18 protein-coding genes are annotated in these 22,706 nt (G+C 70.2%); 6 read left to right on the top strand and 12 right to left on the bottom strand.

Annotated features, from left to right (window positions below; translation table 11 throughout):
- The 6 genes from KHC27_RS06670 to KHC27_RS06645 form a co-directional block, all read right to left on the bottom strand.
- Window positions 1-520: carbohydrate ABC transporter permease (locus tag KHC27_RS06670; protein WP_213336615.1), on the bottom strand; the 520-nt coding region annotated here is incomplete at its 3' end.
- Complete coding sequence (locus KHC27_RS06665) at window positions 517-1,407, bottom strand: carbohydrate ABC transporter permease (protein WP_213336612.1); 891 nt, start codon at window positions 1,405-1,407, stop codon at window positions 517-519. The genes KHC27_RS06665 and KHC27_RS06670, both read right to left, overlap by 4 nt.
- A gap of 1 nt (window position 1,408) precedes the next feature.
- Window positions 1,409-2,488 carry an ABC transporter ATP-binding protein gene (locus KHC27_RS06660; RefSeq protein WP_213336609.1) on the bottom strand — a complete coding sequence of 360 codons (1,080 nt, stop codon included), beginning with the start codon at window positions 2,486-2,488 and terminating at the stop codon, window positions 1,409-1,411.
- A gap of 11 nt (window positions 2,489-2,499) precedes the next feature.
- Entirely contained in the window at window positions 2,500-3,588 is a 1,089-nt protein-coding gene (locus tag KHC27_RS06655; RefSeq protein WP_213336606.1) for an ABC transporter ATP-binding protein, read from the bottom strand.
- 84 nt (window positions 3,589-3,672) lie between these two features.
- Window positions 3,673-5,469 (bottom strand): thiamine pyrophosphate-binding protein, encoded by a 1,797-nt coding sequence (locus KHC27_RS06650; RefSeq protein ID WP_213336603.1) that lies wholly within the window; start codon window positions 5,467-5,469, stop codon window positions 3,673-3,675.
- 77 nt (window positions 5,470-5,546) lie between these two features.
- On the bottom strand, window positions 5,547-7,058 hold the full coding sequence (locus KHC27_RS06645; protein ID WP_213336600.1) for an FGGY-family carbohydrate kinase: 1,512 nt from the start codon (window positions 7,056-7,058) through the stop codon (window positions 5,547-5,549).
- A 262-nt stretch (window positions 7,059-7,320) separates the two neighbouring features.
- Here KHC27_RS06645 and KHC27_RS06640 point away from each other — a divergent pair, with 262 nt between their 5' ends.
- The 4 genes from KHC27_RS06640 to KHC27_RS06625 all read left to right on the top strand — a co-directional run bounded on the left by KHC27_RS06640 (window position 7,321) and on the right by KHC27_RS06625 (window position 12,671).
- Window positions 7,321-9,033, top strand: a complete 1,713-nt coding sequence (locus KHC27_RS06640; protein ID WP_246519707.1) for a glycerol-3-phosphate dehydrogenase/oxidase — start codon at window positions 7,321-7,323, stop codon at window positions 9,031-9,033.
- Complete coding sequence (locus KHC27_RS06635; protein ID WP_213336597.1) at window positions 9,033-9,830, top strand: GntR family transcriptional regulator; 798 nt, start codon at window positions 9,033-9,035, stop codon at window positions 9,828-9,830. The genes KHC27_RS06640 and KHC27_RS06635 overlap by 1 nt, the downstream gene beginning before the upstream one ends.
- Before the next feature lie 185 nt (window positions 9,831-10,015).
- Window positions 10,016-11,344, top strand: coding sequence for an NAD(P)/FAD-dependent oxidoreductase (locus KHC27_RS06630; protein WP_213336594.1), 1,329 nt, complete (start codon window positions 10,016-10,018; stop codon window positions 11,342-11,344).
- 31 nt (window positions 11,345-11,375) lie between these two features.
- Window positions 11,376-12,671, top strand: a complete 1,296-nt coding sequence (locus KHC27_RS06625) for an NAD(P)/FAD-dependent oxidoreductase (RefSeq protein ID WP_213336591.1) — start codon at window positions 11,376-11,378, stop codon at window positions 12,669-12,671.
- 113 nt (window positions 12,672-12,784) lie between these two features.
- Here KHC27_RS06625 and KHC27_RS06620 read toward each other — a convergent pair whose 3' ends face one another.
- From KHC27_RS06620 to KHC27_RS06600, 5 genes are all read right to left on the bottom strand, one after another.
- The gene (locus KHC27_RS06620; protein WP_213336588.1) at window positions 12,785-13,612 is read right to left on the bottom strand and encodes an ABC transporter permease; all 828 of its coding nucleotides are present in this window, start codon (window positions 13,610-13,612) and stop codon (window positions 12,785-12,787) included.
- A 5-nt stretch (window positions 13,613-13,617) separates the two neighbouring features.
- Window positions 13,618-14,877 carry an ABC transporter permease gene (locus KHC27_RS06615; RefSeq protein WP_213336585.1) on the bottom strand — a complete coding sequence of 420 codons (1,260 nt, stop codon included), beginning with the start codon at window positions 14,875-14,877 and terminating at the stop codon, window positions 13,618-13,620.
- A 115-nt stretch (window positions 14,878-14,992) separates the two neighbouring features.
- Entirely contained in the window at window positions 14,993-16,039 is a 1,047-nt protein-coding gene (locus KHC27_RS06610) for an ABC transporter substrate-binding protein (protein WP_213336583.1), read from the bottom strand.
- Window positions 16,040-16,076: 37 nt separating this feature from the next.
- Window positions 16,077-17,180: an ABC transporter ATP-binding protein gene (locus KHC27_RS06605; protein WP_213336580.1), complete on the bottom strand. Its 1,104-nt coding sequence runs from the start codon at window positions 17,178-17,180 to the stop codon at window positions 16,077-16,079.
- 788 nt (window positions 17,181-17,968) lie between these two features.
- Window positions 17,969-18,943, bottom strand: coding sequence for a LysR family transcriptional regulator (locus KHC27_RS06600; protein WP_213336576.1), 975 nt, complete (start codon window positions 18,941-18,943; stop codon window positions 17,969-17,971).
- A gap of 236 nt (window positions 18,944-19,179) precedes the next feature.
- Here KHC27_RS06600 and KHC27_RS06595 point away from each other — a divergent pair, with 236 nt between their 5' ends.
- Both KHC27_RS06595 and KHC27_RS06590 read left to right on the top strand, forming a co-directional pair.
- The gene (locus tag KHC27_RS06595; RefSeq protein WP_213336573.1) at window positions 19,180-19,902 is read left to right on the top strand and encodes an HAD-IA family hydrolase; all 723 of its coding nucleotides are present in this window, start codon (window positions 19,180-19,182) and stop codon (window positions 19,900-19,902) included.
- Window positions 19,903-19,912: 10 nt separating this feature from the next.
- Complete coding sequence (locus KHC27_RS06590; protein ID WP_213336570.1) at window positions 19,913-21,640, top strand: GMC family oxidoreductase; 1,728 nt, start codon at window positions 19,913-19,915, stop codon at window positions 21,638-21,640.
- Window positions 21,641-21,646: 6 nt separating this feature from the next.
- Here KHC27_RS06590 and KHC27_RS06585 read toward each other — a convergent pair whose 3' ends face one another.
- Window positions 21,647-22,546 carry an HNH endonuclease gene (locus KHC27_RS06585; protein ID WP_213336567.1) on the bottom strand — a complete coding sequence of 300 codons (900 nt, stop codon included), beginning with the start codon at window positions 22,544-22,546 and terminating at the stop codon, window positions 21,647-21,649.
- Window positions 22,547-22,706 lie beyond the last annotated feature (160 nt).

The raw sequence follows: 22,706 nt of genomic DNA, 5'->3' as shown, positions 1-22,706 counted from the left end.
AGCGCGGCAGCGAATAGCCGTCCAGCCGCGCGGTCTCGTCGATCTCCCGCGGCACGCCCGACATGAAGCCTTCGAGAATCCAGATCGCCAGCGGCACGTTGAACAGGCAGTGCGCGAGAGCGACCGCCCAGATGCTGTCGAACAGGCCGATGGCGGAATAGAGATTGAAGAAGGGCAGCGCGAACACCGCCGGCGGCGCCATCCGGTTCGACAGCAGCCAGAAGAACAGGTGCTTGTCGCCGAGAAAGCGGTAGCGCGAGAAGGCGTAGGCCGCCGGCAGCGCGATGGCGAGCGAGATCACCGTGTTCAGCACGACATAGCCGATGGAATAGAGATAGCCGTTGTACCACTGCGGCTGGGTCAGGATGGTGTGGTAGTTCTGGAACGTTATCTCCCGCGGCCACAGATGCATCGAGCCGACGATCTCGGTGTTGGTCTTGAGGCTGAGGTTTATCAGCCAGTAGATCGGCAGGATGAGTTGCGCGAAATAGAAGCCGAGCACGACGCGCCGGGTGATCATCCGCGGCCTCCCTTGTTCTGGCCGGTGACCATGACGGTGTAGAACACCCAGCAGACCGCCAGCACGATCAGCGTGTAGACAATCGACATCGCCCCCGCCTTGCCGAGGTCGAACTGGCCGAGCGCGATCTTGACGAGGTCGATCGAGAGAAAGGTGGTGGCGTTGCCCGGGCCGCCGCCGGTGACCACGAAGGGCTCGGTGTAGATCATGAAGCTGTCCATGAAGCGCAGCAGCACGCCGATCAGCAGGACATGGCTGAGCTTGGGCAGCTCGATCCGGGCGAACACCGCCCAGCGCGAGGCGCCGTCGATCCGCGCGGCCTGGTAATAGGCGTCCGGGATCGACTTGAGGCCGGCGAAGCACAGCAGCGCGATCAGCCCGGTCCAGTGCCACATGTCCATCACCACCAGCACGGTCCACGCCGCCAGCGTGTCGTTGGTGTAGTTGAACGGGATGCCGATCGCGTTCAGCGTCCAGCCGAACAGCCCGATGTCGCTGCGGGCATAGAGCTGCCACATCGTGCCGACCACGTTCCACGGGATGAGCAGCGGCATGGCGATGAAGACGAGGCTGAGCGCCAGCGCGATGCCCCGGCGCGGCATGCACATCGCCACCATGATGCCGAGCGGCACCTCGATGGCGAGGATGATGGCGGAGAACATGGCGCTGCGGCCGAGGCTGGCGAAGAAGCGCCCGCCCAGTTCGCTCGAGGGGTCCAGCAGTTCCTGATACCAGCCGAGCCCGTTCCAGAAGAACTGGTTGTTGCCGAAGGTGTCCTGCACCGAATAGTTCACCACCGTCATCAGCGGGATGACGGCATTGAACAGCACGATCAGGAAGGCCGGCAGGATCAGGAACCACGCCGCGTTGTTGATGGGCTTGTCCATCTCAGGCCGCTCCTTCCAGCCGCCGGCTGTCGGCATAGACGTGGATCTGGTGGGCATCGAGCGCGAGCAGGGCGCGGTCGCCCTCCACCGGCACGCCGCGGGGGGCGACGACGGAGAGGCTCGCCGCGCCGAGCCGCACCCGGGCGAAGCGGATGCGCCCGACATCGTCGATGCGCTCCACCCGCACCGGCAGGCCGCCGGACGCGGTGAGGCGGGCATATTCCGGGCGGATGCCGATCTCGATCCGCCGTCCGGCGGGCTGGGCGGGGTAGGCGCGGGCGAGTTCTACCGCCACCCCGCCGACCTCCGCGGTACGGCCCTCGACCCGCGCCGGCAGCACGTTCATGCCCGGCGAGCCGATGAAATGGCCGACGAAGGTGTGCTCCGGCCGGTCGAACAGCTCGTTGGGCCGGCCGGTCTGCACGATGGCGCCATCGTGCATCACCACCACCGTGTCGGCGAAGGTCAGCGCCTCGGTCTGGTCGTGGGTCACATAGATCATGGTGAGGTCGAGCCGCCGGTGCAGCGCCTTCAGCTTGGAGCGCAGCTCCCATTTCAGCGCGGGGTCGATGACGGTGAGCGGCTCGTCGAACAGGATGGCGGCGACATCGGCGCGCACCAGCCCGCGGCCCAGCGAGATCTTCTGCTTGGCATCCGCGGTGAGTCCCCGGGCGCGGCGGTCGAGGGCGTTGCCGAGGTCGAGCAGCTCGGCGATCTCCTTGACCCGCGCCTCGATCTCGGCGGCCGGCACGCCGCGATTCTGCAGCGGGAAGGCGAGGTTCTGCCGCACCGACATGGTGTCGTAGATCACCGGGAACTGGAACACCTGGGCGATGTTGCGCGCCTCGGTCGGCAGCCGGGTGACATCCCGGCCGTCGAACAGCACCTGCCCCTGCGACGGCACGACGAGGCCGGAGATGATGTTGAGCAGGGTGGTCTTGCCGCAGCCGGAAGGCCCGAGCAGCGCATAGGCGCCGCCCTGCCGCCAGTGCATCGTCATCGGCTTGAGCGCGTAATGCGTCGCGTCCGGCGGCTGCGAGAGGTAGGAATGGGCGAGGTCGACGAGATCGATGCGGGCCATGGCGGCCTCCCTCAGGCGCCGGAATCGGCGGGGCCGGCGGCCAGCCCGCCATCCGGCGCGAACACGAAGATGCGGTCGGGGTCGACGAAGACGTCGATCGGCGCGCCCGGCGCCACCTCGTGCATGCCGGGCGTCAGCGCCACCCAGCGCAGCGGGCCGGCATGGACATGGACGAAACTCTCCGAGCCCGTCATCTCGGTGACGTCGACCGTGCCGCGGATCGCGATCGCCCCCGCGCGGGACGGCCGCGCCAGCAGCAGCTCATGCGCCCGCACCCCGACGCGGTAGCCGCCATCGGCAAGGCCGGCCAGCAGCCCCGCCGCCCGCGCCGTGGCGCCACCCGGCAGCAGGATGGCCTCGCCCCGCTTCTCCACCGCCATCACGTTGAGCGGCGGGTCGGAGAAGGTCTCGGCGGCGCGCAGGCTGGCCGGGCGGTGGTAGAGCGCCGCGGTCGGGCCGAACTGGACGAGGCGCCCCTCGCTCAGGGTCGCGGTGTTGCCGCCGAGCAGCAGCGCCTCGGTGGGCTCGGTGGTGGCGTAGACGAAGATCGCGCCGCTGGCGGCGAAGATGCGCGGCAGTTCCTCGCGCAGCTCTTCCCGAAGCTTGTAGTCGAGATTGGCCAGCGGCTCGTCGAGCAGCACGAGGTCCGAGCCCTTCACCACCGCGCGGGCGATGGCGCAGCGCTGCTGCTGGCCGCCGGAAAGCTGGAGCGGGGTGCGCCCGAGGTGGTTCTCCAGCCGCAGCAGCTCGGCGGCGGCGCGCACCTTGCGGTCGATCTCCGCCGCCGGCCGGCGCTGCACCCGCAGCGGTGAGGCGATGTTCTCGTAGACCGTCAGGGCGGGGTAGTTGATGAACTGCTGGTAGACCATCGCGACATTGCGGGCCTCGACCTTGCGGCCGGTGATGTCCGCCCCGTCGGCGAGGAGACGGCCGGAGGTGGGGCGGTCGAGCCCGGCCATCACCCGCATCAGCGAGGTCTTGCCCGCCAGCGTCGGGCCGAGCAGCACGTTGATGGTGCCGCGCTCGAGGGTGAGGCTGATGCTGTCGAGGTGGGGCACGCCGCCGACCGTCAGCGATATCCGGTCAAGGTGCAGGGACATCGGGCCGTCTCATCTGTTGCGGAACTGCCGTGGGCGGGCCGGCGCGGGCCGCGCGCCCGGGTGGGACGCGCGGCGGCGGCCGGGCTACCCGGCCGGCTCGTCGGCCAGGGCGGGCGAGACGGTCCAGGCGCGCAGCTCGTAGACCGTGCCGGGGCGGGCGGAGACCTTGCCCGGCTCGGCGAGGCGGCGGCGGAAGCTGTGGATCGGGGTCGCCCGCGGGTCGATCAGCACCTCGACCACCGAGGCGCCGTCAAAGGCCAGCGCCTCGTCCAGCGCGGCCTCGATCTGGTCGGGCGAGCGCACCTGAATGCCCTTCAGCCCCATCGCCTCGGCCGCCGCGGCATAGTCCGGCTTGCCGCCGAAGCCGAGATCGACCGACTGCCGCAGGTTGGAGAAGAAGAACTCCTGCCACATCTGCAGCCAGCCGAGCGTGCCGTTGTTGAGCACGATGTTGACCACCCGCATGCCGTTCTGCGCCAGCGTCGCGATCTCGCCGATGGCGTAGGAATGCCCGCCATCGCCGGAGACGGTGATGACCCGGCCGCCACGCCCACGGGTCTGCTGCACCGCGCCGGCGCCGACCGCGGCGGGAATGGCGTAGCCGAGGCCGCCCTGGCCGCGGGCATAGAGGAAGCGCCGGCCCGGCTCGGTGGCCGGGATATAGGCGCCGATCCAACCGGCGGACCAGCTCGCGTCGGAAATCACCACATCCTCCGGCGTCAGCCGCTGCGCCAGCGCGTGCATGACGCGCGGCGGCTGGATCGGCACGCTGGCGCTCGCCACCTCGGTGGCGATCCGCCCGGCATGGGCGGCCTTCACCTCGGCGATCTTGCCCGCCCAGTCCGGCCGCGGCGCCGCCGCCAGCAGCGGGTCAAGCGCCGCCAGCGTCTCGGCGACGTCGCCGCACAGCGCGACGGTGGGACGGAAGGTGCGGCCATGTTCCAGCGGGTCGGCGTCGATGGTGATGGTGGCCTGTCCGGCGGTGGGCAGGGTCCAGTTCATCGCGGTGTTCTGGCTCGCCTTGGAGCCGCACCACACCAGCAGGTCGGCATGGCGGATGAGGTCGATCGCCGCGCCCGAGCCGAGCGGGTTGAGGATGCCGGCGGCATAGTCCCGCGTCTCCGGCACCGCGCCCTTGCCCGACAGGCTGGTGACCACCAGCGGCTTCACCCGGTCGGCGATCCGGGTGAGCAGATCGGCCGCCGAGGCGCCGTGGACACCGCCGCCGGCGATGATGGCCGGGCGGCGGGCGCGGTTGATCAGCTCCGCCGCCGCGGCGATGTCGGCGGCCGGCGGGCCGTAGCGCAGCGAGGGCGCGCGGATGTTGCGGTCGTCGACGACGACGCGCAGCTTCTCCTCGTCCCACTCCGCATCCATGATGTCATGGGGAATGATGAGCGCCACCGGGCCGGGGCGGGGGGCGGTCGCGACCCGGAACGCGCTGCGGATGAGGTCCGGCAGGGCGGTGAGGCTCGGCACCAGATAGGTCGCCTTGGTGATCGGCTGCAGGAAGGCGACCTGGTCCATGCCCTGCGAGGCGACGCCCTTGGCCCGCAGCGACAGCCAGTCGAGCGGCAGCTCACCCACCAGCGCCACCATCGGGATCGAGGCGTTGAGCGCCTCCACCAGCCCGTCCGGCAGCTTGGTGGTGCCGGGGCCGACCGTCACATCGCACACCCCCACCTTGCCGGTGAGCCGGGCATAGGCGTCGGCGGCATAGGCCGCGCTGCGCTCGTCGCGGATCAGCACATGGCGGATGGCGGGCGAGCGCCGGGCGATGCCGTCATGCAGCGCCGTGGTCTGGCCGCCCGGCATGCCGAAAACCGTATCCACCTGATAATGCAGCAGCATTTCCGCCAGGAAATCGCCGATATGCGCCATGTCGAAAAACTCCGTCGGTCCGAATGCGGCAAGAGGCGCGGTCACGCGCCGGGTCAGTTGGCGGGCACGCGGCGCGGTCAGGCGCCGGGCCAGTGGGCGGCAAGGGTGCGGGTGATCGCGCGGAAGCGGGCATATTTGGCCTCGTAGAAGGCGTGCCGTTCCGCCGAGGGCTCGTAGCGCCGGCGGACCCGCACCATGGCGGCCACCGCGCTCTCGAAATCGGGATAGGCGCCGATCGCGACCGCCGAGGCGATGGCGACGCCCTGGGCGCCGAGCTCGGTGCCGTCCGTCACCTCGACCGGCAGGCCGAGCACATCGGCGAAGATCTGGCCCCAGATCGCGCTGCGCGAGGCGCCGCCGGCCAGCCGGATGACCTGCGGGCGGGCGGCATCGGGGCCGGTGAGCAGCGTGTCGATGTCCATGCGGTGGGCGAAGGCGACGCCCTCGAAGATCGCCCGCAGCACGTCGCCCAGCACGTCGGAGCGGCGCACGCCGAGCAGGCCGGCCGGCGCCCCGCCGGGGCCGCCGAACAGGAAGGGGAAGAACAGGATGTTGTTGTCCCGCTCCAGCGCGGCGGCGATCATGTCGCTGCACACGTCGTAGACCGACTGGCCGCGGGCCACCGCCCGGGCCGCCTCGCCGTCGAGGATCTCGCGGCAGAACCACTCGAAATTGCTCGCCGAGGTCGCCGCCCCCTCGGTCGCCAGCACCTGCCCGCCGATGGGATAGGGCATCTGCAGGAACGGCATCACACTGGTGCGCGGGGTGGCGTGCAGGGTCGAGTTGATGCTGAAGGTGCCGGCGATCATGCTGAGCTGATGGGGCCCGGTGACGCCGGAGGCGACCGCGGCGGCGGTGACGTCCACCAGCCCGCGCACCACCGGCGTGCCGGCCCTGAGGCCGGTGAGCCGCGCCGCCGCCGCGCTCACCCCGGCCGCGACCGCCGCCGAGGGGCCGATCGGGGGCATGCGGTCGAGCCAGTCGCCGATGCCCATGTCCTGGAACACGCTCGGCACATAGGCCGCGCTTTCGACGTCGATCGCCCCGCCGATCCCGCCATCGGTGGCGTCGGTGGAATGTTCGCCGGTCAGCTTCGCCCGCAGGAAGTCCTTGCAGTAGAGCACGCGGGCGGTGCGGCCCAGCACCTCCGGCTCGTGGCGGGAGAACCACGCCATCAGCAGGGTCGACTGCCCCGGCCAGAGGCGCTGCTGGGTGCGCGCGGCCACCGAGGCCGCGAGCCCCGACGCCTCCCACTCCGCCACGATCGCGGCCGCCCGGCTGTCGGTGGAAACGACGCCCGGGCGCACCGGGTTGCTCTCGGCGTCGACGAGGTAGATGCCGCTGCCATAGCCGGAGGCGGACACCGCCTGGATGTCGCCGGGGTCGATCCCCGTCGTCTCGATCAGGGCCTGCACGGATTCGCAGGTCGCCCGCCACATGCGTTCCGGGTCGCGCTCGGTGTGGCCCGGCGCGGGGAACAGCATCTGGTTGGGACGGCGCTCGCAGGCCAGCTCACGCCCCTCCATGTCGAAGAGCGCGGCCTTGGTCATGGTTCCGCCGGCGTCGATGCCGATCAGGCATTCGCGCATGTTTCCTCCCCTGGTGCGGTTGGCGCCGCAGCGGCCCCGTTTTCGGGGCTCAACACGTAATTACATGTTAGCTTAGGCCGAACCCGCCCGCCGTCAATCGGGAAAGATATTTCACAGCACAAATTCAATATTGCGATGCAGTATTCAATAATTGCAGCGCCTTCCGGCACCGCCGGATTGATCGGCGACTCTCCATCCTATAATAACAAGTTGACACCGCGGCGACCTCGCCCGCGCCTTGCAGCCTCGACCGGAGCCCCCGATGCCGGAGCCCCTCATGCGCACCCGCGACACCATTCTCGACCGCCTGCGCCGAGGCGAGGCCCCGCCCGTGCTGATCGTCGGCGCCGGCATAAACGGGGTCGGGGTGTATTGGGACCTCGCCCTGCAGGGCGTGCCGGCGCTGCTGATCGACCGCGGCGACATCTGCTCCGGCACCAGCTCGGCGCCCTCGCGGCTCATCCATGGCGGCCTGCGCTATCTCGAGATCGGCGAGTTCGGGCTGGTGCGGGAATCGGTGGAGGAGCGCAACCGGCTGCTGCTGGACGCCCCCCACTATGTCCGCCCGATCCCGGTCTGGGTGCCGATCGACAGCCGGCTCGGCGGCGCGGCGGCCTCGGTCGGCCGCTTCCTCGGGCTGGTGCGGCGGCCGGGGCCGAAGGGCGCCTTCGTCGTCAAGCTCGGCCTCATGGCCTATGACCTGTTCGGCCGGACCAACCGCACCATGCCCGACCACCGCATGGTGCCGGCGGCGGAATTCCGCCGCGCCATGCCCGATCTCGCGCCCTCGGCGCGCTACATGGCGGAATATTACGACGCCCGCCTCACCGCCCCCGAGCGGCTCGGGCTGGAGCTGGTCGGCGACGCCGAGGCCGCCTGCCCCGCCGCGCTCGCCGCCACCTATGTCCGGCTCGCCGGCCGCGAGGGCGGCGCGGTGACGCTGGAGGACACGCTCTCGGGCGAGCGCTTCACCGTGCGGCCCGAGCTGGTGGTGAACTGCGCCGGCGCCTGGGTCGATCGGACCGACGCCCCGCTCGGCATCGACGACCGGCTGATCGGCGGCACCAAGGGCTCCCATCTCGTGCTGGACCACCCGGATTTCGCCGCCCGGCTGGGCGGGCGGATGCTCTATTTCGAGACCGCCGACCACCGCGTGTGCCTCGCCTACCCGCTGGACGCGCGCCGCGTGCTGCTCGGCACCACCGACATCCGCACCGACGACCCGGAAGACACCGTCTGCAGCGCGGCCGAGATCGACTACCTGTTCGACGTCATGCGCGCGGTGATGCCGGGGCTGGTGCTCGACCGGGCGCAGATCGTGTTCACCTATGCCGGGGTGCGGCCGCTGCCCTACAGCGACGAGGTGGCCGGCGCCATCAGCCGCGACCATTCGGTGCGGGTGTTCGAGCCGGCGGGCGGACGGCCCTTCCCCGTGCTCGCGCTGGTGGGGGGCAAATGGACCACCTTCCGGCCCTGCGCCGGCGAGATCGTCGATCTCGTGCTGGCGCGGCTCGGCCGCAGCCGCGCCGTGCCGACCGAGGCCGTGGGCATGGGCGGCGGCAAGGGATTCCCGACAGACGAGACCGCCCGCCGCCGGCTGGTGGCCGAGCTCGCCGGCCGCCACGGGCGGACGCCGGCGCGGATAGAGACCCTGCTCGACCGCTACGGCATGCGGGCGCTCGACATGCTGGCGCGGGGCCCGGCGGGGCCGGAGACCATGCTGGCCGCCCTGCCCGACTATTCGACCGCCGAATTAGCGTCTATAGCGGAAAACGAGCGCATCGCGACCCTCGCGGATGTCGTCCTTCGGCGCACCCAGATCGGCCTGCTCGGCCTCGCGACGCCCGCGGTCCTCGTCGAGCTCGGCGCCGTGGTGGGCGCGGCGCTGGGCTGGCCGGCCTCCCGCATCGGGGAAGAAACCGCGCGCACCGCGGCGCTGCTCGCCACACGACACGGAGTTCCGGAACGCGCGTGATGCCGAAGGCTCGACTGAAGACGGCGGATGCCGCCGACATCCTCCCCCGGCTGGGCAGGGGCCTGCCCGGCCCGCAGGCCGGCACGGGAATCCCGCTCTGGTCGCAGGTGAAATCCGCCCTTCTCACCCTCATCACCACCGAGAAGCTGCCGGAACACGCCCGGCTGCCCTCGGAAGCGGAGCTGTGCGAACATTTCGGGGTGTCGCGCACCGTGGTGCGGGAGGCGCTGAACCAGCTCGTCTTCGAGCGGGTCATCTACAAGCTGCAGGGCAAGGGCGCCTTCGTCTCCGCCCGCCGCGACGAGCAGGACTTCCTCGGCTCCAACATCGGCTTTTCCGGCGAACTGCACGACAAGAACCGCGCCGTGACCCGCCACATCCTGCGCCAGGAGCTGCGGCCGCCCTCGGACCGCGCCCGCCGCATGCTCCAGCTCCGGCCCGACGAGGAGGTGGTGCTCGACCTCGACCGCGTCCTCAGCGTCGACGAGGTGCCGCGCATCCTGGTCTACACCTCGCTGGTCGCCCGCCACGTGCCCGGCATGGAGCAGGTGCCGATGCACAACCGCTCGCTCTACGACACGCTGTCGCGGCAATACGGCATCACCATGCGGCGGGCCGAGCGCTGGCTGGAGGCGGTGGTGGCGACCCCCGAACAGGCCCAGCTTCTAAGGGTGCCGAAGGGCGCGCCGCTGATCGCGATCGAATCGGTCAGCTTCATGACCGGCGGGCTGCCGATGGAATACTATACCGCGTTCTACCGCACCGACCGCTCGCGCCTGCACTTCATGGTGTCCTGAGCCGCAGCCGCCCCGAGGGCCGCCCGGCGCCGGCCTGCCTTGCGCCCGGCGCGGGGCTGCCGCGCAGCGTGGGGCAGCGGGTGGCACCGGTTTTGCGGTACGCTGCCGGCTGTCCTGCCGGGCCGACGTCGGATTTCCGCCGCCTCCGGCGGATAGCCAGAACCGAACCGCACCAGCAGGACCTCATGGGACCGCACGTCGTACCCGTCGCCTCCGACCTCGCCTGCCCCGCCGCCGCCGATGTCGTCGTCGTGGGCGGCGGCATCATCGGCACCACCAGCGCGCTCTATCTCGCCGAGCGCGGGCTCAAGGTGGTGCTCTGCGAGAAGGGCCACATCGCCGGCGAGCAATCCAGCCGAAACTGGGGCTGGTGCCGCCAGGCCAAGCGCGACCCAAGGGAGTTCGACCTCATCCGCGAGGCGCTGGGGCTGTGGCGCGGCATGGACGCGCGCATCGGCGCCGCCACCGGCTTCACCACCACCGGCATCCTGTTCGCGGCCAACACCCCCGAGCGGGAGGCCAGCTTCGCCGACTGGGTGAAGGAAGCGGCCGGCGCCGGCATCCATGCCCAGATGTTGAGCAAGGCGGAGGCGGCAAAACAGCTTCCCGGCGATACGGCGCCCAGCAAGGCGGCACTGTGGTGCGCCTCCGATGGGCGGGCCGAGCCGCAAAAGGCCGCCCCCGCCATCGCCGAGGCCGCCCGCCGCGCCGGCGCCGTCATCCTCACCGACTGCGCCGTGCGCGGAGTCGAGACCGGCGGCGGCAAGGTCGTCGCGGCGGTGACCGAGCGCGGCCGCATCGCCACCTCCACCGTCGTCGTCGCCGGCGGCGCCTGGACCCGCCGCATCCTGAAGGACCTCGGCATCGACCTGCCGCAGCTCAAGGTGCGGGCCAACGTGCTGCGCACCTCGCCGGTGGAAAACGGCCCGATTCCCGCGCTGTGGGACCACGATTTCGCCTTCCGGCGCCGCGAGGATGGCGGCTATACCATCGCCAACGGGCATGTGAACGTGGTGCCGATCGTGCCGGACAGCTTCCGCTTCTGCCTCGACTTCCTGCCCGCGCTGCGGATGGAATTCGCCTCGCTGCGGCTGCGCTTCGGCCCGCGCTTCTTTACCGAGTGGCAGGAGGCCGGCCGTCGCGCGCTGGACGAGCCCTCGGTCTATGAGGCGGTGCGGGTGCTCGATCCCACGCCCGACACCTCCTATCTCCGCTCCGCCTTTGCCGCGCTGCAGCGGCGCTTCCCGGTTTTCGCCGGGGCGCGCATCGTGCAGAGCTGGGCCGGCTTCATCGACGCGACGCCGGACGCGGTGCCGGTGATCTCGCCGGTGGACAGCGTCTCCGGCCTCGTGGTCGCCACCGGCTTCTCCGGCCATGGCTTCGGCATCGGCCCGGGGGCGGGCCACCTCGTCGCCGATCTCGTCACCGGGGCCCGGCCGATCGCCGACCCCAAAGACTTCCGCCTCTCCCGCTTCTTCGACGGCAGCCGGCCGCGGCCGATGGCCGGACTCTGACATCCTCTCCGCATCCGCCTGGAGTTCCAACGTGGTTGAGACCATCGCCCGCCGCCCCATGCCCCGCTCGCTTTACGCGGCGACGGCGCCCCGCGCCCCGGAAACCGGCCCGCTCGACGGCGACCTCAACGTACAGGTCGCGATCGTCGGCGCCGGCTTCACCGGCCTGTCGGCGGCGCTGCATCTCGCCGAAGCCGGGGTGGACACGATCGTGCTGGAAGCCAGCCAGATCGGCTGGGGCGCCTCCGGGCGCAATGGCGGGCAGGTCAATCCCGGGCTGAAATGGGAGCCGGAAACGCTGGAGCAGGCCTTCGGCGCCGATCTCGGCGGGCGCATGGTGCGGCTCGGCGACGAGGCGCCCGGCCTCGTCTTCGATCTCGTCGCGCGCCACGGCATCGACTGCGCCCCCCGCCGCGGCGGCACGCTGCGCGCCGCCCTCTCGGCGACGGCGGAGAAGGGCATACGCGATTTCCAGCGCCAGTGGGCGGCGCGCGGCGCCGACGTGGTGATGGCCGACGCCAAGGGCATGGCGAAGCTCACCGGCACCGGCGCCTACCGGGCCGGCGCCCATGACCGCCGTGGCGGGCAGGTCAACCCGCTCGCCTATTGCCGGGGCCTCGCCGCCGCGGCGCTGAAGGCGGGCGCCCGCATCTTCACCGACACCCCGGCCACCCGGCTGGTGCGCGGCACCGGCGGCTGGAATCTCTCCACCCCCTCGGGCCGGGTGACGGCGCAGCGCGTCATCCTCGCCACCAATGGCTACAGCGACGACCTCTGGCCGGGGCTGCGCCGCAGCATCGTGCCGGTGTTCTCCTCGATCACCGCCACCGAGCCGCTGCCGCCGGAACTCGCCGCGACGGTGATGCCGAACGGCGTGGTGCTCTACGAGATGTCGGCGTCCTATGTGTATTACCGGCTCGACGACGCCGGCCGCTTCGTGATGGGCGGGCGCAGCGTGCTGCGGCAGTCCTCCGATCCCACCGACTACCGCAGCCTCATCGCCTATGCCACGCAGCTCTTCCCGGTGCTGAAGGCGGTGGACTGGACCCACCGCTGGAACGGCCAGGTCGCGGTGACGTGGGACCACCTGCCCCACCTCCACGAGCCGGCGCCCGGCATCCATATCGGCCTCGGCTATAACGGGCGCGGCGTCGCCATGGCCACCGCCACCGGCCGCATGCTGGCGCGCCGCGCCGCCGGCGGCGGGCCGGAGGTGCTGGACCTTCCCGTGACGAAGATCTCGCCGATCACCGGCCACATCGCCTGGCCGCTGGCGGTGAAGGGCCGGCTGATGCTCGACCGCTGGCGCGAGACCTTCGCCGCCTGAGCGGCGCGCCGCCCGCCGACATACGGAAAAGGCCCGGCGCGCGCCGGGCCTTTTCTCGTTCAGGGCATGGGGTGGAGCGGAAAGCCGGCGCGCCGCGCGTGCCGGCGGGGGGCTCACGCCATGGTGCCGCGCAGCCTCTCGGAGCGGCGGCGCAGCAGCTCCAGCGTCATCATCAGCAGCGCGGCGAACACCACCAGCATGGTCGCCGCGGCGGTGATGGTCGGCGAGATCTGCTCGCGGATGCCGGAGAACATCTGCCGCGGCAGGGTGCGCTGCTCGGGGCTGGAGAGGAACAGCGCCACCACCACCTCGTCCCACGAGGTGACGAAGGCGAACAGCGCGCCGGAGGTGACGCCGGGCGCGATCAGCGGCAGCGTCACCATGCGGAAGGTGGTCCAGGGCGAGGCGCCGAGCGAGGCGGCGGCCCGGGTCAGCGAGCGGTCGAAGCCGGTCAGCGTCGCCGTCACGGTGATGACGACGAAGGGCGTGGCGAGGATGGAATGGGCGAGGATCAGGCCGAAATAGCTGTTGTTCAGCCCCACCGCGGCGAAGCCGAAGAACATCGCCACCGCGACGATGACCACCGGCACGATCATCGGCGAGATCAGGATCGACATGATCAGCCCGGCGAAGGGCACGTTGCCGCGCGACAGGCCGAGCGCGGCGAGGGTGCCGAGCGTGGTGGCCAGCAGAGTGGAGAACACCGCCACGAAGGCGCTGTTCTGCAGCGCGATGCGCCAGCGGTCGTCGAAGAAGAAGTCCTCGTACCAGCGCAGGCTCAGCCCCGGCAGCGGGTAGGTGAACCAGGGCTCGCTGGAGAAGGACAGCGGCATGATCACCAGGATCGGGCACACCAGGAAGATGAACACCAGGGTGCAGTAGAGCGCGAAGACGCCATAGGCCAGCTTCTCGCCCGGCGTGGCGTAGGAAGGTGCGAGCATCGCCATTACCCCAGCTTGACCTTGTCGATGCCGACGAAGCGGTTGAACACGGCGTAGAGAGCCAGCGTGATCAGCAGCAGGATGGCGCCGAGCGCCGAGGCCTGGCCCCAGTTCATCTCGCGGTTGGTGTAGAGCGCGACGAAATAGCTGACCATCTGGTCCTGCGGACCGCCCACCAGCGCCGGGGTGATGTAGTAGCCGAGCGACAGGATGAAGGTGAGCAGGCAGCCGGCGCCGACGCCGGGCAGGGTCTGCGGCATGTAGACCGAGACGAAGGCGGTGAGCGGGCCGGCCCCGAGCGAGCGGGCGGCCCGCACATGGGTGGCGGGGATCGACTTCATCACCGAGTAGATCGGCAGGATGGTGAAGGGTAGCTGGATATGCGTCATCGCCAGCACGGTGCCGAAGCGGTTGAAGATGAGCTGCACCCGCTCGCTGGTGATGTGCAGGGCGAGCAGGATGTCGTTCAGCACGCCGTTGCTCTGCAGCAGCACGATCCAGGAGGTGGTGCGCACCAGGATGGAGGTGGTGAAGGGCAGCAGCACCAGGATCATCAGCACATTGGCGTGCTTGGGCGGCAGGATCGCCAGCAGGTGGGCGACGGGATAGCCCAGCACCAGCGTCGCCAGGGTGACGAGCAGGCTGATCCAGATGGTGCGGGTGAAGATGTCGAGGAAGATCGACTGGTCGTCGAAATTCTTCATCACCGCGCCGGAGGCGTCTTGCCTCAGGTCGAGCGAGGTGAGGAGGTAATAGGGCGTGTAGGTCTGGCCCGCGCGCTTCATGATGGCCCAGAACGGGACCGACCCCCATTCGGGATCGTTGGCCAGGAACTTCTCCTTCCACGGCCCGGTGCCGCCGGCGTCGATCATGCGGCCGGCCTTGAGGAAGCGGGAGCGCGCCCCGGGCACCTCGTAATTGATGCGCTTGCCGACGAGGCCGGTGGTGCGGTCCTTCTGGGTCTGGACCAGGTCCTGCGCCAGCGCGGCGAAGACCGGCTCGCCCGGCGTCGCGACGCCATCCCAGCCGTCGAGCGCCGCCAGCGTGGCGGGCATGGCGCTGCGCACCTCGGTGTTCTGCACCGAGCGTATCAGCATCAGCGCGATCGGCAGCACGAAGACGGCAAGGATGAAGATCAGCAGCGGCGCCACGAGGGAGAGGGAGCGCACGCGGTTGATGCGCTCGGCCCGCTTGAGCTTGGTCTTGAGCGAGGTCTTGTCCTCGGGCTGGATGCCCGCCACCCCGTCGGCCGTGGTAACCGCCATGTCGGTTCTCCCTTGGTTCCCGGATCGTAGGGCCCGGCCGGGGCCGCGGGGGCGGCGGGCGCGGGCGGAACCGGGCCGGGGAACGCCCCCGGCCCGGCCGTCGGATCGGGTCAGGTCACTGGGCGATCCAGGTGTTGAAGCGCTTCAGCAGCTCTTCCTTGTTGTCACCCCAGAAGATGACGTCGTTGGCGAGGCCGAGCTTCACGTTCTCCGGGGCGGTCGGCAGGTCCTTCAGGATCGCCGGATCGACGCTGGGCGCCGCCGCGAGCAGGGCCGGGCCGTAGGAGATGTACTTGGTCTGCTCGGCCTGCGGGCCGGGCTGCGAGGCGAACTGGATGAACTTGTAGACCGCGTCGATGTCCTTCACGCCCTTCGGGATCGCCCACAGGTCCCAGTCGAGGAGCTGGCCGTCCCACACGATCTTGAAGTTCTTCTTGTCGACCTTGTTGGCGTTGTAGATGCGGCCGTTCCAGGCGGTCGCCATCACCACTTCGCCGGAAGCGAGCAGCTGCGGCGGCTGGGCGCCGGCCTCCCACCACACGATGTCCTTCTTGATGGTGTCGAGCTTCTTGAAGGCGCGGTCGACGCCCTCCTTGGTCTTCAGCGTGGCGTAGACCTGGTCGAGCGGCACGCCGTCGGCCATCAGCGCGAATTCGAGGTTGCCGAAGGGCGACTTCTGCAGGGCGCGCTTGCCCGGCCACTTCTTGGTGTCGAACAGGTCGGCGATGGTCTTGGGGCCGTCCTTGATCTTGTCGGCGTCGTAGGCATAGATCGTGGAGTAGATGATGGTGGGCACGCCGCAGTCATTGGTGGAGCCCTTCACGAAGGCTTCCTTGCCGCCGAACTTGGAGAAGTCGATCGGGGTGAGAAAGCCCTCGTCGCAGCCCTGCTGCACCGTCGCGGAATCGACGTCGACCGCGTCCCAGGTGGTGTTGCCGGACTCGACCATGGCGCGGATGCGCGCGGCCTCGCCGTTGTACTCTTCCTGGGTGATCTTCACGCCGGCCTTGGCGGCGTAGGGCTTGAAGTAGGCTTCGTCCTGGCTCTTCTGGTAGGCGCCGCCCCAGGAGGTGATGGTCAGCCCGTCCGCCTTGGCGACGGAGCTGCACGCCGCCGCAATCGCGAGCGCAGACAGGGTCAGTTTCAGGGTCTTCATCTGCATCGTCATTCTCTCGTGGCCAAAGGGATTGCGGGTAGGCTCATGCCGCGTCGAGGGCGCGGCAGTCCTGCGCGCGCCAGCCGAGCGGAATACGGGTGCCGACGTCGAGGACCGGGCGGTCCTCGGCATTGCCGACCTTCACGACCACCTCGGCGCCGCTGTCGAGCACGCAGCGCACGCGCAGATGGTCGCCGAGATAGATGAGTTCGGCGACGTTCGCCTCGAACAGGTTGTCCACCGCGCCGGCGGCCGGGGCGATCTTCACCCGCTCCGGGCGCACCGAGAGCAGGCAGGCATCGCCGACGCCGGCGGCGCGGGTGAGGGTGGCCGCCACCGTCGAGCCATTGGCCAGCTTCACCGTGCACAGCGTGCCGCTGGCGGATTCGATGCGGCCGGGCAGGCGGTTGTTCTCGCCGATGAACTGGGCGACGAAGGAGTTCTCCGGGCTCTCATAGAGCTCGGCGGGCGGCGCGATCTGCTGGATGATGCCGGCATTGAACACCGCGACGCGGTCCGACATGGTCAGCGCCTCGCTCTGGTCGTGCGTGACATAGACCACGGTGATGCCGAGCCGCTCGTGCAGGTGGCGGATCTCGATCTGCATGTGCTCGCGCAGCTGCTTGTCGAGCGCGCCGAGCGGCTCGTCCATCAGCACCAGCTTCGGCTCGAACACCAGGGCGCGGGCGAGCGCCACGCGCTGCTGCTGGCCGCCGGAGAGCTGGCCGGGCATGCGGGTGGCGAACTTGCCGAGCTCGACCATGTCGAGCGCGCGGGCGACGCGCTGGGCGGTCTCGGCCTTGGAGACGCCGCGCACCTTCAGCGGGAAGCCGACATTCTGCGCCACGCTCATATGCGGGAACAGGGCGTAGTTCTGGAACACCATGCCGATGTCGCGCTTTTCCGGCGGCACCGCGTCGATGCGCTCGCCATCGAGCATGATGTTGCCGACGGTGGGGGTTTCGAAGCCCGCCAGCATCATCAGCGTGGTGGTCTTACCCGAGCCGGAAGGCCCGAGCAGGGTGAGGAATTCACCGCGGCGGATGCGCAGGTTGAGGTCCTTCACGACCAGAACCTCGCCGTCATACGTCTTCTGGATGCCGGCGAATTCGACGAAACTCTCGGAGGCGCTCACGGGCAGCTTCATCGGGCCGCCTCGGGCGCGGTGCCGGGGCGGATCACGCCGCGGGCGGTGGGTTTCGGTCGGATCATAGCGTTCGGGGGCTCCGTTCCGGGTGGGACAGGAATGGGCCAGTCAACCGCAAGGGACGTGCCAACTGGCGCGGGTTCGACCAAAGACGGAGACGGGCGGCAGCAGGCCATGGAAAAAATCTTTCCTGCCAATACGTTGTTTGCCGACTCTCGAAAGCGCCGGCGCGAGGCGGCCCGGGCCGGCCGCGCCGGCGGCTCCGGCACCGCAGCGCGCGCTCATGGCGCCTGTCAGGAAAGTGTCGCATTGCCATTGCACAAAATCCAAGCACATTTTCCGAAAAATACCGCCCCGGCGTTGCGGCCCGAAATCCGGCGGCGCGCCGGCTCGGGCGGCGCGCATGCCGACGCTTTGGCAACCGGCGGGTGCGCGGCGCCGGTGGCCCGGCGCGGCGGGCGGAAGCGTCCGCCCGTGCCGCCGGGCGCGACCGCGCGGCAACGCAGGCGGCGTCAGGGCAAAGCCGTGGGTAAACCTCATGGTTTGCCCGGCCATGGCCGCTGTTCAGGACAATAGGCCCGCCCCGGCATGGGCCGGCGGCGTGCGGGCGGAGGCGCGCGAGGGAAGAGGGTCGGTTTGCCGGCTTTACATCACCGCGCCGGGCGCGCGGCGGAAGCCGCGGCGGTGAACCGTCGCCCAACACAGTGGCGATTCACGCAGCCGAAATGACGCTTTTGACGGCGTTTCCCCGCGCTGGATCGGCGCTGCCGATCGTGGCGGGCGCTGCATCAGCGCCGTTGCTGGACGATGGCGTCGAGCCCGAGCCCGGGGTGCAGCGCCGCCACGGCGGCGACATCCTCCGCCAGCCGGGCGATCATCCAGTCCCGCACCTGCGCCACGATGGGGCGCAGCGGCTTGTCGCGGGCGCGGACGAACTGGCAGTGCCGGCCGGTGGTCATCACCCGCTCGCTGGCCGGCACCAGCGCCCCCGTGCGCAGCCAGTGGCAGGCGACGTTGAGCCAGCCGAGCGCGACGCCCTGCCCCAGCATCGCCGCCTGCACCACGATGGCGTAGTCGGAAAAATTCATCGAGGCCGCCACCGGCCGGGCCTCGCCGGGGAAGAAGAGGTGCGACCAGTCCGGCTGCGCCTCGCTGAGGTTGATCAGCGTCGCCGGCGGCCCGGCCTGCGCCAGCGCCGCGTCCCGCGAGAGCGCCTCCTGCCCCCCGGCGCGGTAACCCGGGCTGCAGATCGGCACCAGCACCTCGGGCATGATGTAGCTCGCCTCATGGCGGGCGTCGGAACCTTCCACGAAGCGCATGCCGAGGTCGACATCGCCGACCGGCCCCGCCAGCGCGGTCATGATGAGCTGGAAGCGCAGCTCCAGCGCGGGGAAGACCCGCTTGATCTCCGCCATGTGCGGCATGATCCAGTGGGTGGTGAAGCCGGTCGACACCGAGAGCGTCACCGTCTCGACCCCGGCCCGGCGGTCCTCGATTTCCCGCAGCGCCGCCTCGATGCCGGCGAAACCGCGCGAAATCGCCTCGTAAAGCAGCCGTCCATCCGCGGTCGGCGTCACCCCGCCGGGCAGCCGCTCGAACAGCGCGACGCCGAGATGCTCCTCCAGCCGGCCGATCATGCGGCTCACCGCCGCCGGGGTGACGTTCAGCTCCGCGGCGGCGCGGGCGAAGGTGCCGCAGCGGGCGGCGGCCTCGAAGGTGAAGAAGCCGTTCATCGAAGGCAGGGCGAGGCGGAGCGTGCGCATTTACATGGTGTAACGTCGACGCGATCTTTTTTCAATTGAACCCGCCCCCCGCCGCTGGTTTGCTCGCGGGGTGGATCGGGGGTGCCGACGGCAGCGCCGACCCACGAATGCCGTTGGCGCCGGGCCCAGCCCGGCCGGCGCCGGCGGCGTCCTTCGCTCTCCTCCGGCCGCCGCCGCGGGCCCTGCGGCGACGCATGGCCTTTGCACGCATGTCCTTTCCCAAGCAGGAACCCACGATGAAAATTACCGACTTCAAGGTCATGACCTTCGACATCGTGGGGACGCTGATCGACTTCGAGACCGGCGTGCTGAACGCCGTGCGCAGCCTCGGCGGACCGAAGGCGGCGGCGGCCAGCGACGACGAGATCTTCGAGCCCTACAAGCGCGGCCGCGACGCCCATTACGGCCGCTCCTCCTTCGCGATGAAGGACGTCTATCTCCACCTCGCCCGCGAATGCGGCTTCAAGGACGACGAGGCGACCGCCGAGGCGTTCCAGCTCGCCTGCCTGCGCTGGCCGCCCTTTGCCGACTCCGTGGAAGCGCTTCGCCGGCTCAGGAAAAACTTTCGCCTGGTCGCGATGACCAATGCCGACCGCACCGCCTACACCGCCTACGCCCACACCCTCGGCAACCCGTTCCACGACGGGGTGACCTGCGACGAGACCGGCTGCGCCAAGCCGGACCCCCGCTTCTTCGCCTATAATCGCGGCCGGCTTTCCGCCCTCGGCTATCGGCAGGACGAGATCCTCCACGTCGCCCAGAGCCAGCACCACGACATCGGCGTGGCCCGGGCCGAAGGCTACACCGTGTGCTGGATCCAGCGGCGCATGGGGCAGGTGGGCTTCGGCGGCACCCCGGCACCCAAGGTGCTCACCACGCCGGATCTGCACTTCTCCTCGCTGAAGCAGCTCGCCGACGCGGTGGACGTGGAGCTCGGCCGGCTCCCCGCCGCGGCCTGATCGCCCCGTCATGGCCGCCGTGCCGGCCCCGGAAGCCCTTTCCGGCTGCGATGTGCTGATCCTCGGCGGCGGCTCGGCCGGCTGCGTGCTGGCCGCCCGCCTGTCGGAAGACTCCGCCCGCCGCGTCGTGCTGGTGGAAGCCGGCCGCGACGTCGCCGCCGGCGACATCCCGCCGGAGGTGCGGGTGCGCTATCCCGGCCGGGCCTATCTCGACACGTCGAACATCTGGAGCCAGCTGGAAGCCCGCATGGGCGAGGCCGGCGCCAATGCCCCCCGCCCCACCCGCCGCTACGAGCAGGCCCGCATCCTCGGCGGCGGCTCCGCCATCAACGCGCTGATGGCCAATCGCGGCGCGCCGGGCGATTATGACGAGTGGGAGGCGCTCGGCGCCGCCGGCTGGGGCTGGGAGGCCTGCCTTCCCGTGTTCCGCGCCATCGAGGCCGACCGGGATTTCGCCGGCCCGCTGCATGGCACGGACGGCCCGATCCAGGTCCGGCGCATCACCGACGCCCAGATCTCCCCCTTCGTGCGCCGGGTGATGGAAACCCTCGCCGCCCGCGGCCACCCCACCCGCCCCGACCAGAACGGGGAATGGCTGGACGGCGCCTTTCGCGGCACGGTGGCGGTGGACGACAAGGGCGAGCGCCAGCCCACCTCGCTCGCCTATCTCACCCCGCAGGTGCGGGCCCGGCCGAACCTCACCGTGCTCGCCGGCCACCAGGCCCGCCGCCTGCTGCTGGAAGGCCGCCGCGCCGTCGGCGCCGAGATCGCCGGGCCGGATGGAACCCCGCGCACCGTGCGGGCCGGCGAGGTCATCCTCGCCGCCGGCGCGATCCACTCCCCCGCCCTGCTGCTGCGCGCCGGCATCGGCCCGGCGGGCGAGCTGGCGGGGCTCGGCATAGCGGTGGCGGCGGCGCTGCCCGGCGTCGGCCGCAACCTGATGGAACACCCCTCCATCGCGGTCGCCACCTTCCTGCCGCCCGCGCTGCGGGAGAAGAACCCCGGCGAGCACCACGAACAGGCGATCTGGCGCTATTCCTCCGGCTACGCGGGCGCCCCGCCCGGCGACATGCACGCCGCCATCCTCGCCCGCTCCGGCTGGCACGCGGTGGGGCACCGGCTCGGCAGCCTGTTCTTCTGGGTGAACAAGTCCTATTCGCGCGGCCATCTGCGGCTCGCCTCGGCCGACCCCATGGCCGAGCCCGAGGTGGATTTCCGCATGCTGAGCGACCCGCGCGACCTCGCCCGGCTGACGGACGCGCTGCGCCGGGGGGCGCAGGTGCTGCTCGACCCGCGCATGGACGGCGCCCGCGACGTGGTGTTTCCCGCGAGCTATACGCCGCGCGTGGCGAAGATCGCGGTGCCCGGCCGCTGGAACGCGCTGCAGCGCGGCACGCTCGCCGCGCTGCTCGACGCCGCCGGCCCGCTGCGCGCCGCGCTCATCCACGCCGTGGTGACACAGGGCATCACCCTGCGCGGCCTGCTGGAGGACGAGGACGCCCTCACCGCCTTCGTGCGCCGCAATGTCGGCGGCACCTGGCACCCTTCCGGCACCTGCCGCATGGGGCGGCAAGGCGACCCCGCCGCCGTCACCACGCCGACCGGCAAGGTGATCGGGGTGGAGGGCCTGCGCGTCGCCGACGCCTCGCTGATGCCCGCCATCCCCCGCGCCAACACCAACATGCCCACCATCATGATCGCCGAACGCATCGCGGCGTTCGTGAAGGAGGGGCGGTAGGGGCGGTCAGAGCTTGAAGCGGTTCTCCCGATGCCAGTCCAGAAAATGAGGATGCGGCCGCGCCGCCGCCCGTTTCGGGAGATGGGCATAGCCGTTACGGTTGATGATGGAGCGGATACTCTCGGCATCGTTCACCTGCCGGGAGATCAGGATTTTCATATCGTCGTCGAATCCGATCAGCCCGCGATCAAACATCCAGTGGACCGTGCCGGAGAGCGCGATACCGTTGGTCACGGCGTCCGGGCCGTTCGCCTCGACAGGCCGGATATGAGCGGCCTCGACCTCGGCCCGGCCACCGCCGTTGATGAGCCGAAGCCCGGTGACGGCGCAACGCTCCTCATAGGCTTCGAGCACGATGCGGCGGAATATCCGGTCACGCTCGACCCGCGAGGTGAGACGGGGGACACGGCTGCGCTCCTCCTCGAATACAAACGGTGTCTGCGTCTCCTCGAATCCAGCGAGAAGCGGGGCGTCTCCAAGGCGGGGAAGCAGGGAAGGAGCGTCGTCGAAGGCAAGGCCTATAATGCGTTCGAAGTCGGCTGAAGAAAGTGCGCGGACAGCAGCCTGCTTGCGCCCGGACATGCCCCCCTCTTCGTTCAGCACGCCTCTCTCTACCGGGCCATCCGGCCCGCGAAATGGAACGGGCCTTGGAAAATCCAGATAAGTTCCTGGCACCATGACGGCCACATACATTCCGGATAGCTCTGGATCGGGAATGATCTCGCGGACCATTGCCATGGCATAATAACCGCGGGAATTGCTGACGCGCCGGGGCTCCAGATAAACGATCCAGTCGCCGACACTGCCTTGCGCCGCCCTTAGATACTGACGCGGGAACTGGTATGTCTCGGCCGGGTCGTCACTATAGATCGAATCCGGTCGGTGAATGAAGACTCCGGGCGCCATGCCACTCCTGCGCGTGCGAGACTGTCCGCCTTCATAACCATCGAATTGACCAGGCAACATGCGGGCTGAAGCATGTCTAGGCCGGGCCTCGCCCTGCCCCGCACGTTTTATACTCGGCCTACATCAAAACCCGGAAATTTCGCGGGTCGATGATATGGAA

It is taken from the genome of Ancylobacter lacus, assembly GCF_018390635.1.
GTDB lineage: Bacteria > Pseudomonadota > Alphaproteobacteria > Rhizobiales > Xanthobacteraceae > Ancylobacter > Ancylobacter lacus.
This window is presented reverse-complemented; position numbering and strand designations above follow the sequence as displayed.

What these genes read in the sequence shown, in the direction of transcription:
- KHC27_RS06620 (WP_213336588.1), bottom strand. Translation starts at nt 13,612, where the DNA reads ATGCTCGCACCTTCCTACGCCACGCCGGGCGAGAAGCTGGCCTATGGC.
- KHC27_RS06605 (WP_213336580.1), bottom strand. Translation starts at nt 17,180, where the DNA reads ATGAAGCTGCCCGTGAGCGCCTCCGAGAGTTTCGTCGAATTCGCCGGC.
- KHC27_RS06600 (WP_213336576.1), bottom strand. Translation starts at nt 18,943, where the DNA reads ATGCGCACGCTCCGCCTCGCCCTGCCTTCGATGAACGGCTTCTTCACC.
- KHC27_RS06585 (WP_213336567.1), bottom strand. Translation starts at nt 22,546, where the DNA reads ATGGCGCCCGGAGTCTTCATTCACCGACCGGATTCGATCTATAGTGAC.
- KHC27_RS06645 (WP_213336600.1), bottom strand. Translation starts at nt 7,058, where the DNA reads ATGCGCGAATGCCTGATCGGCATCGACGCCGGCGGAACCATGACCAAG.
- KHC27_RS06660 (WP_213336609.1), bottom strand. Translation starts at nt 2,488, where the DNA reads ATGGCCCGCATCGATCTCGTCGACCTCGCCCATTCCTACCTCTCGCAG.
- KHC27_RS06615 (WP_213336585.1), bottom strand. Translation starts at nt 14,877, where the DNA reads ATGGCGGTTACCACGGCCGACGGGGTGGCGGGCATCCAGCCCGAGGAC.
- KHC27_RS06610 (WP_213336583.1), bottom strand. Translation starts at nt 16,039, where the DNA reads ATGCAGATGAAGACCCTGAAACTGACCCTGTCTGCGCTCGCGATTGCG.
- KHC27_RS06650 (WP_213336603.1), bottom strand. Translation starts at nt 5,469, where the DNA reads ATGGCGCATATCGGCGATTTCCTGGCGGAAATGCTGCTGCATTATCAG.
- KHC27_RS06635 (WP_213336597.1), top strand. Translation starts at nt 9,033, where the DNA reads ATGCCGAAGGCTCGACTGAAGACGGCGGATGCCGCCGACATCCTCCCC.
- KHC27_RS06665 (WP_213336612.1), bottom strand. Translation starts at nt 1,407, where the DNA reads ATGGACAAGCCCATCAACAACGCGGCGTGGTTCCTGATCCTGCCGGCC.
- KHC27_RS06595 (WP_213336573.1), top strand. Translation starts at nt 19,180, where the DNA reads ATGAAAATTACCGACTTCAAGGTCATGACCTTCGACATCGTGGGGACG.
- KHC27_RS06655 (WP_213336606.1), bottom strand. Translation starts at nt 3,588, where the DNA reads ATGTCCCTGCACCTTGACCGGATATCGCTGACGGTCGGCGGCGTGCCC.
- KHC27_RS06630 (WP_213336594.1), top strand. Translation starts at nt 10,016, where the DNA reads ATGGGACCGCACGTCGTACCCGTCGCCTCCGACCTCGCCTGCCCCGCC.
- KHC27_RS06640 (WP_246519707.1), top strand. Translation starts at nt 7,321, where the DNA reads ATGCCGGAGCCCCTCATGCGCACCCGCGACACCATTCTCGACCGCCTG.
- KHC27_RS06590 (WP_213336570.1), top strand. Translation starts at nt 19,913, where the DNA reads ATGGCCGCCGTGCCGGCCCCGGAAGCCCTTTCCGGCTGCGATGTGCTG.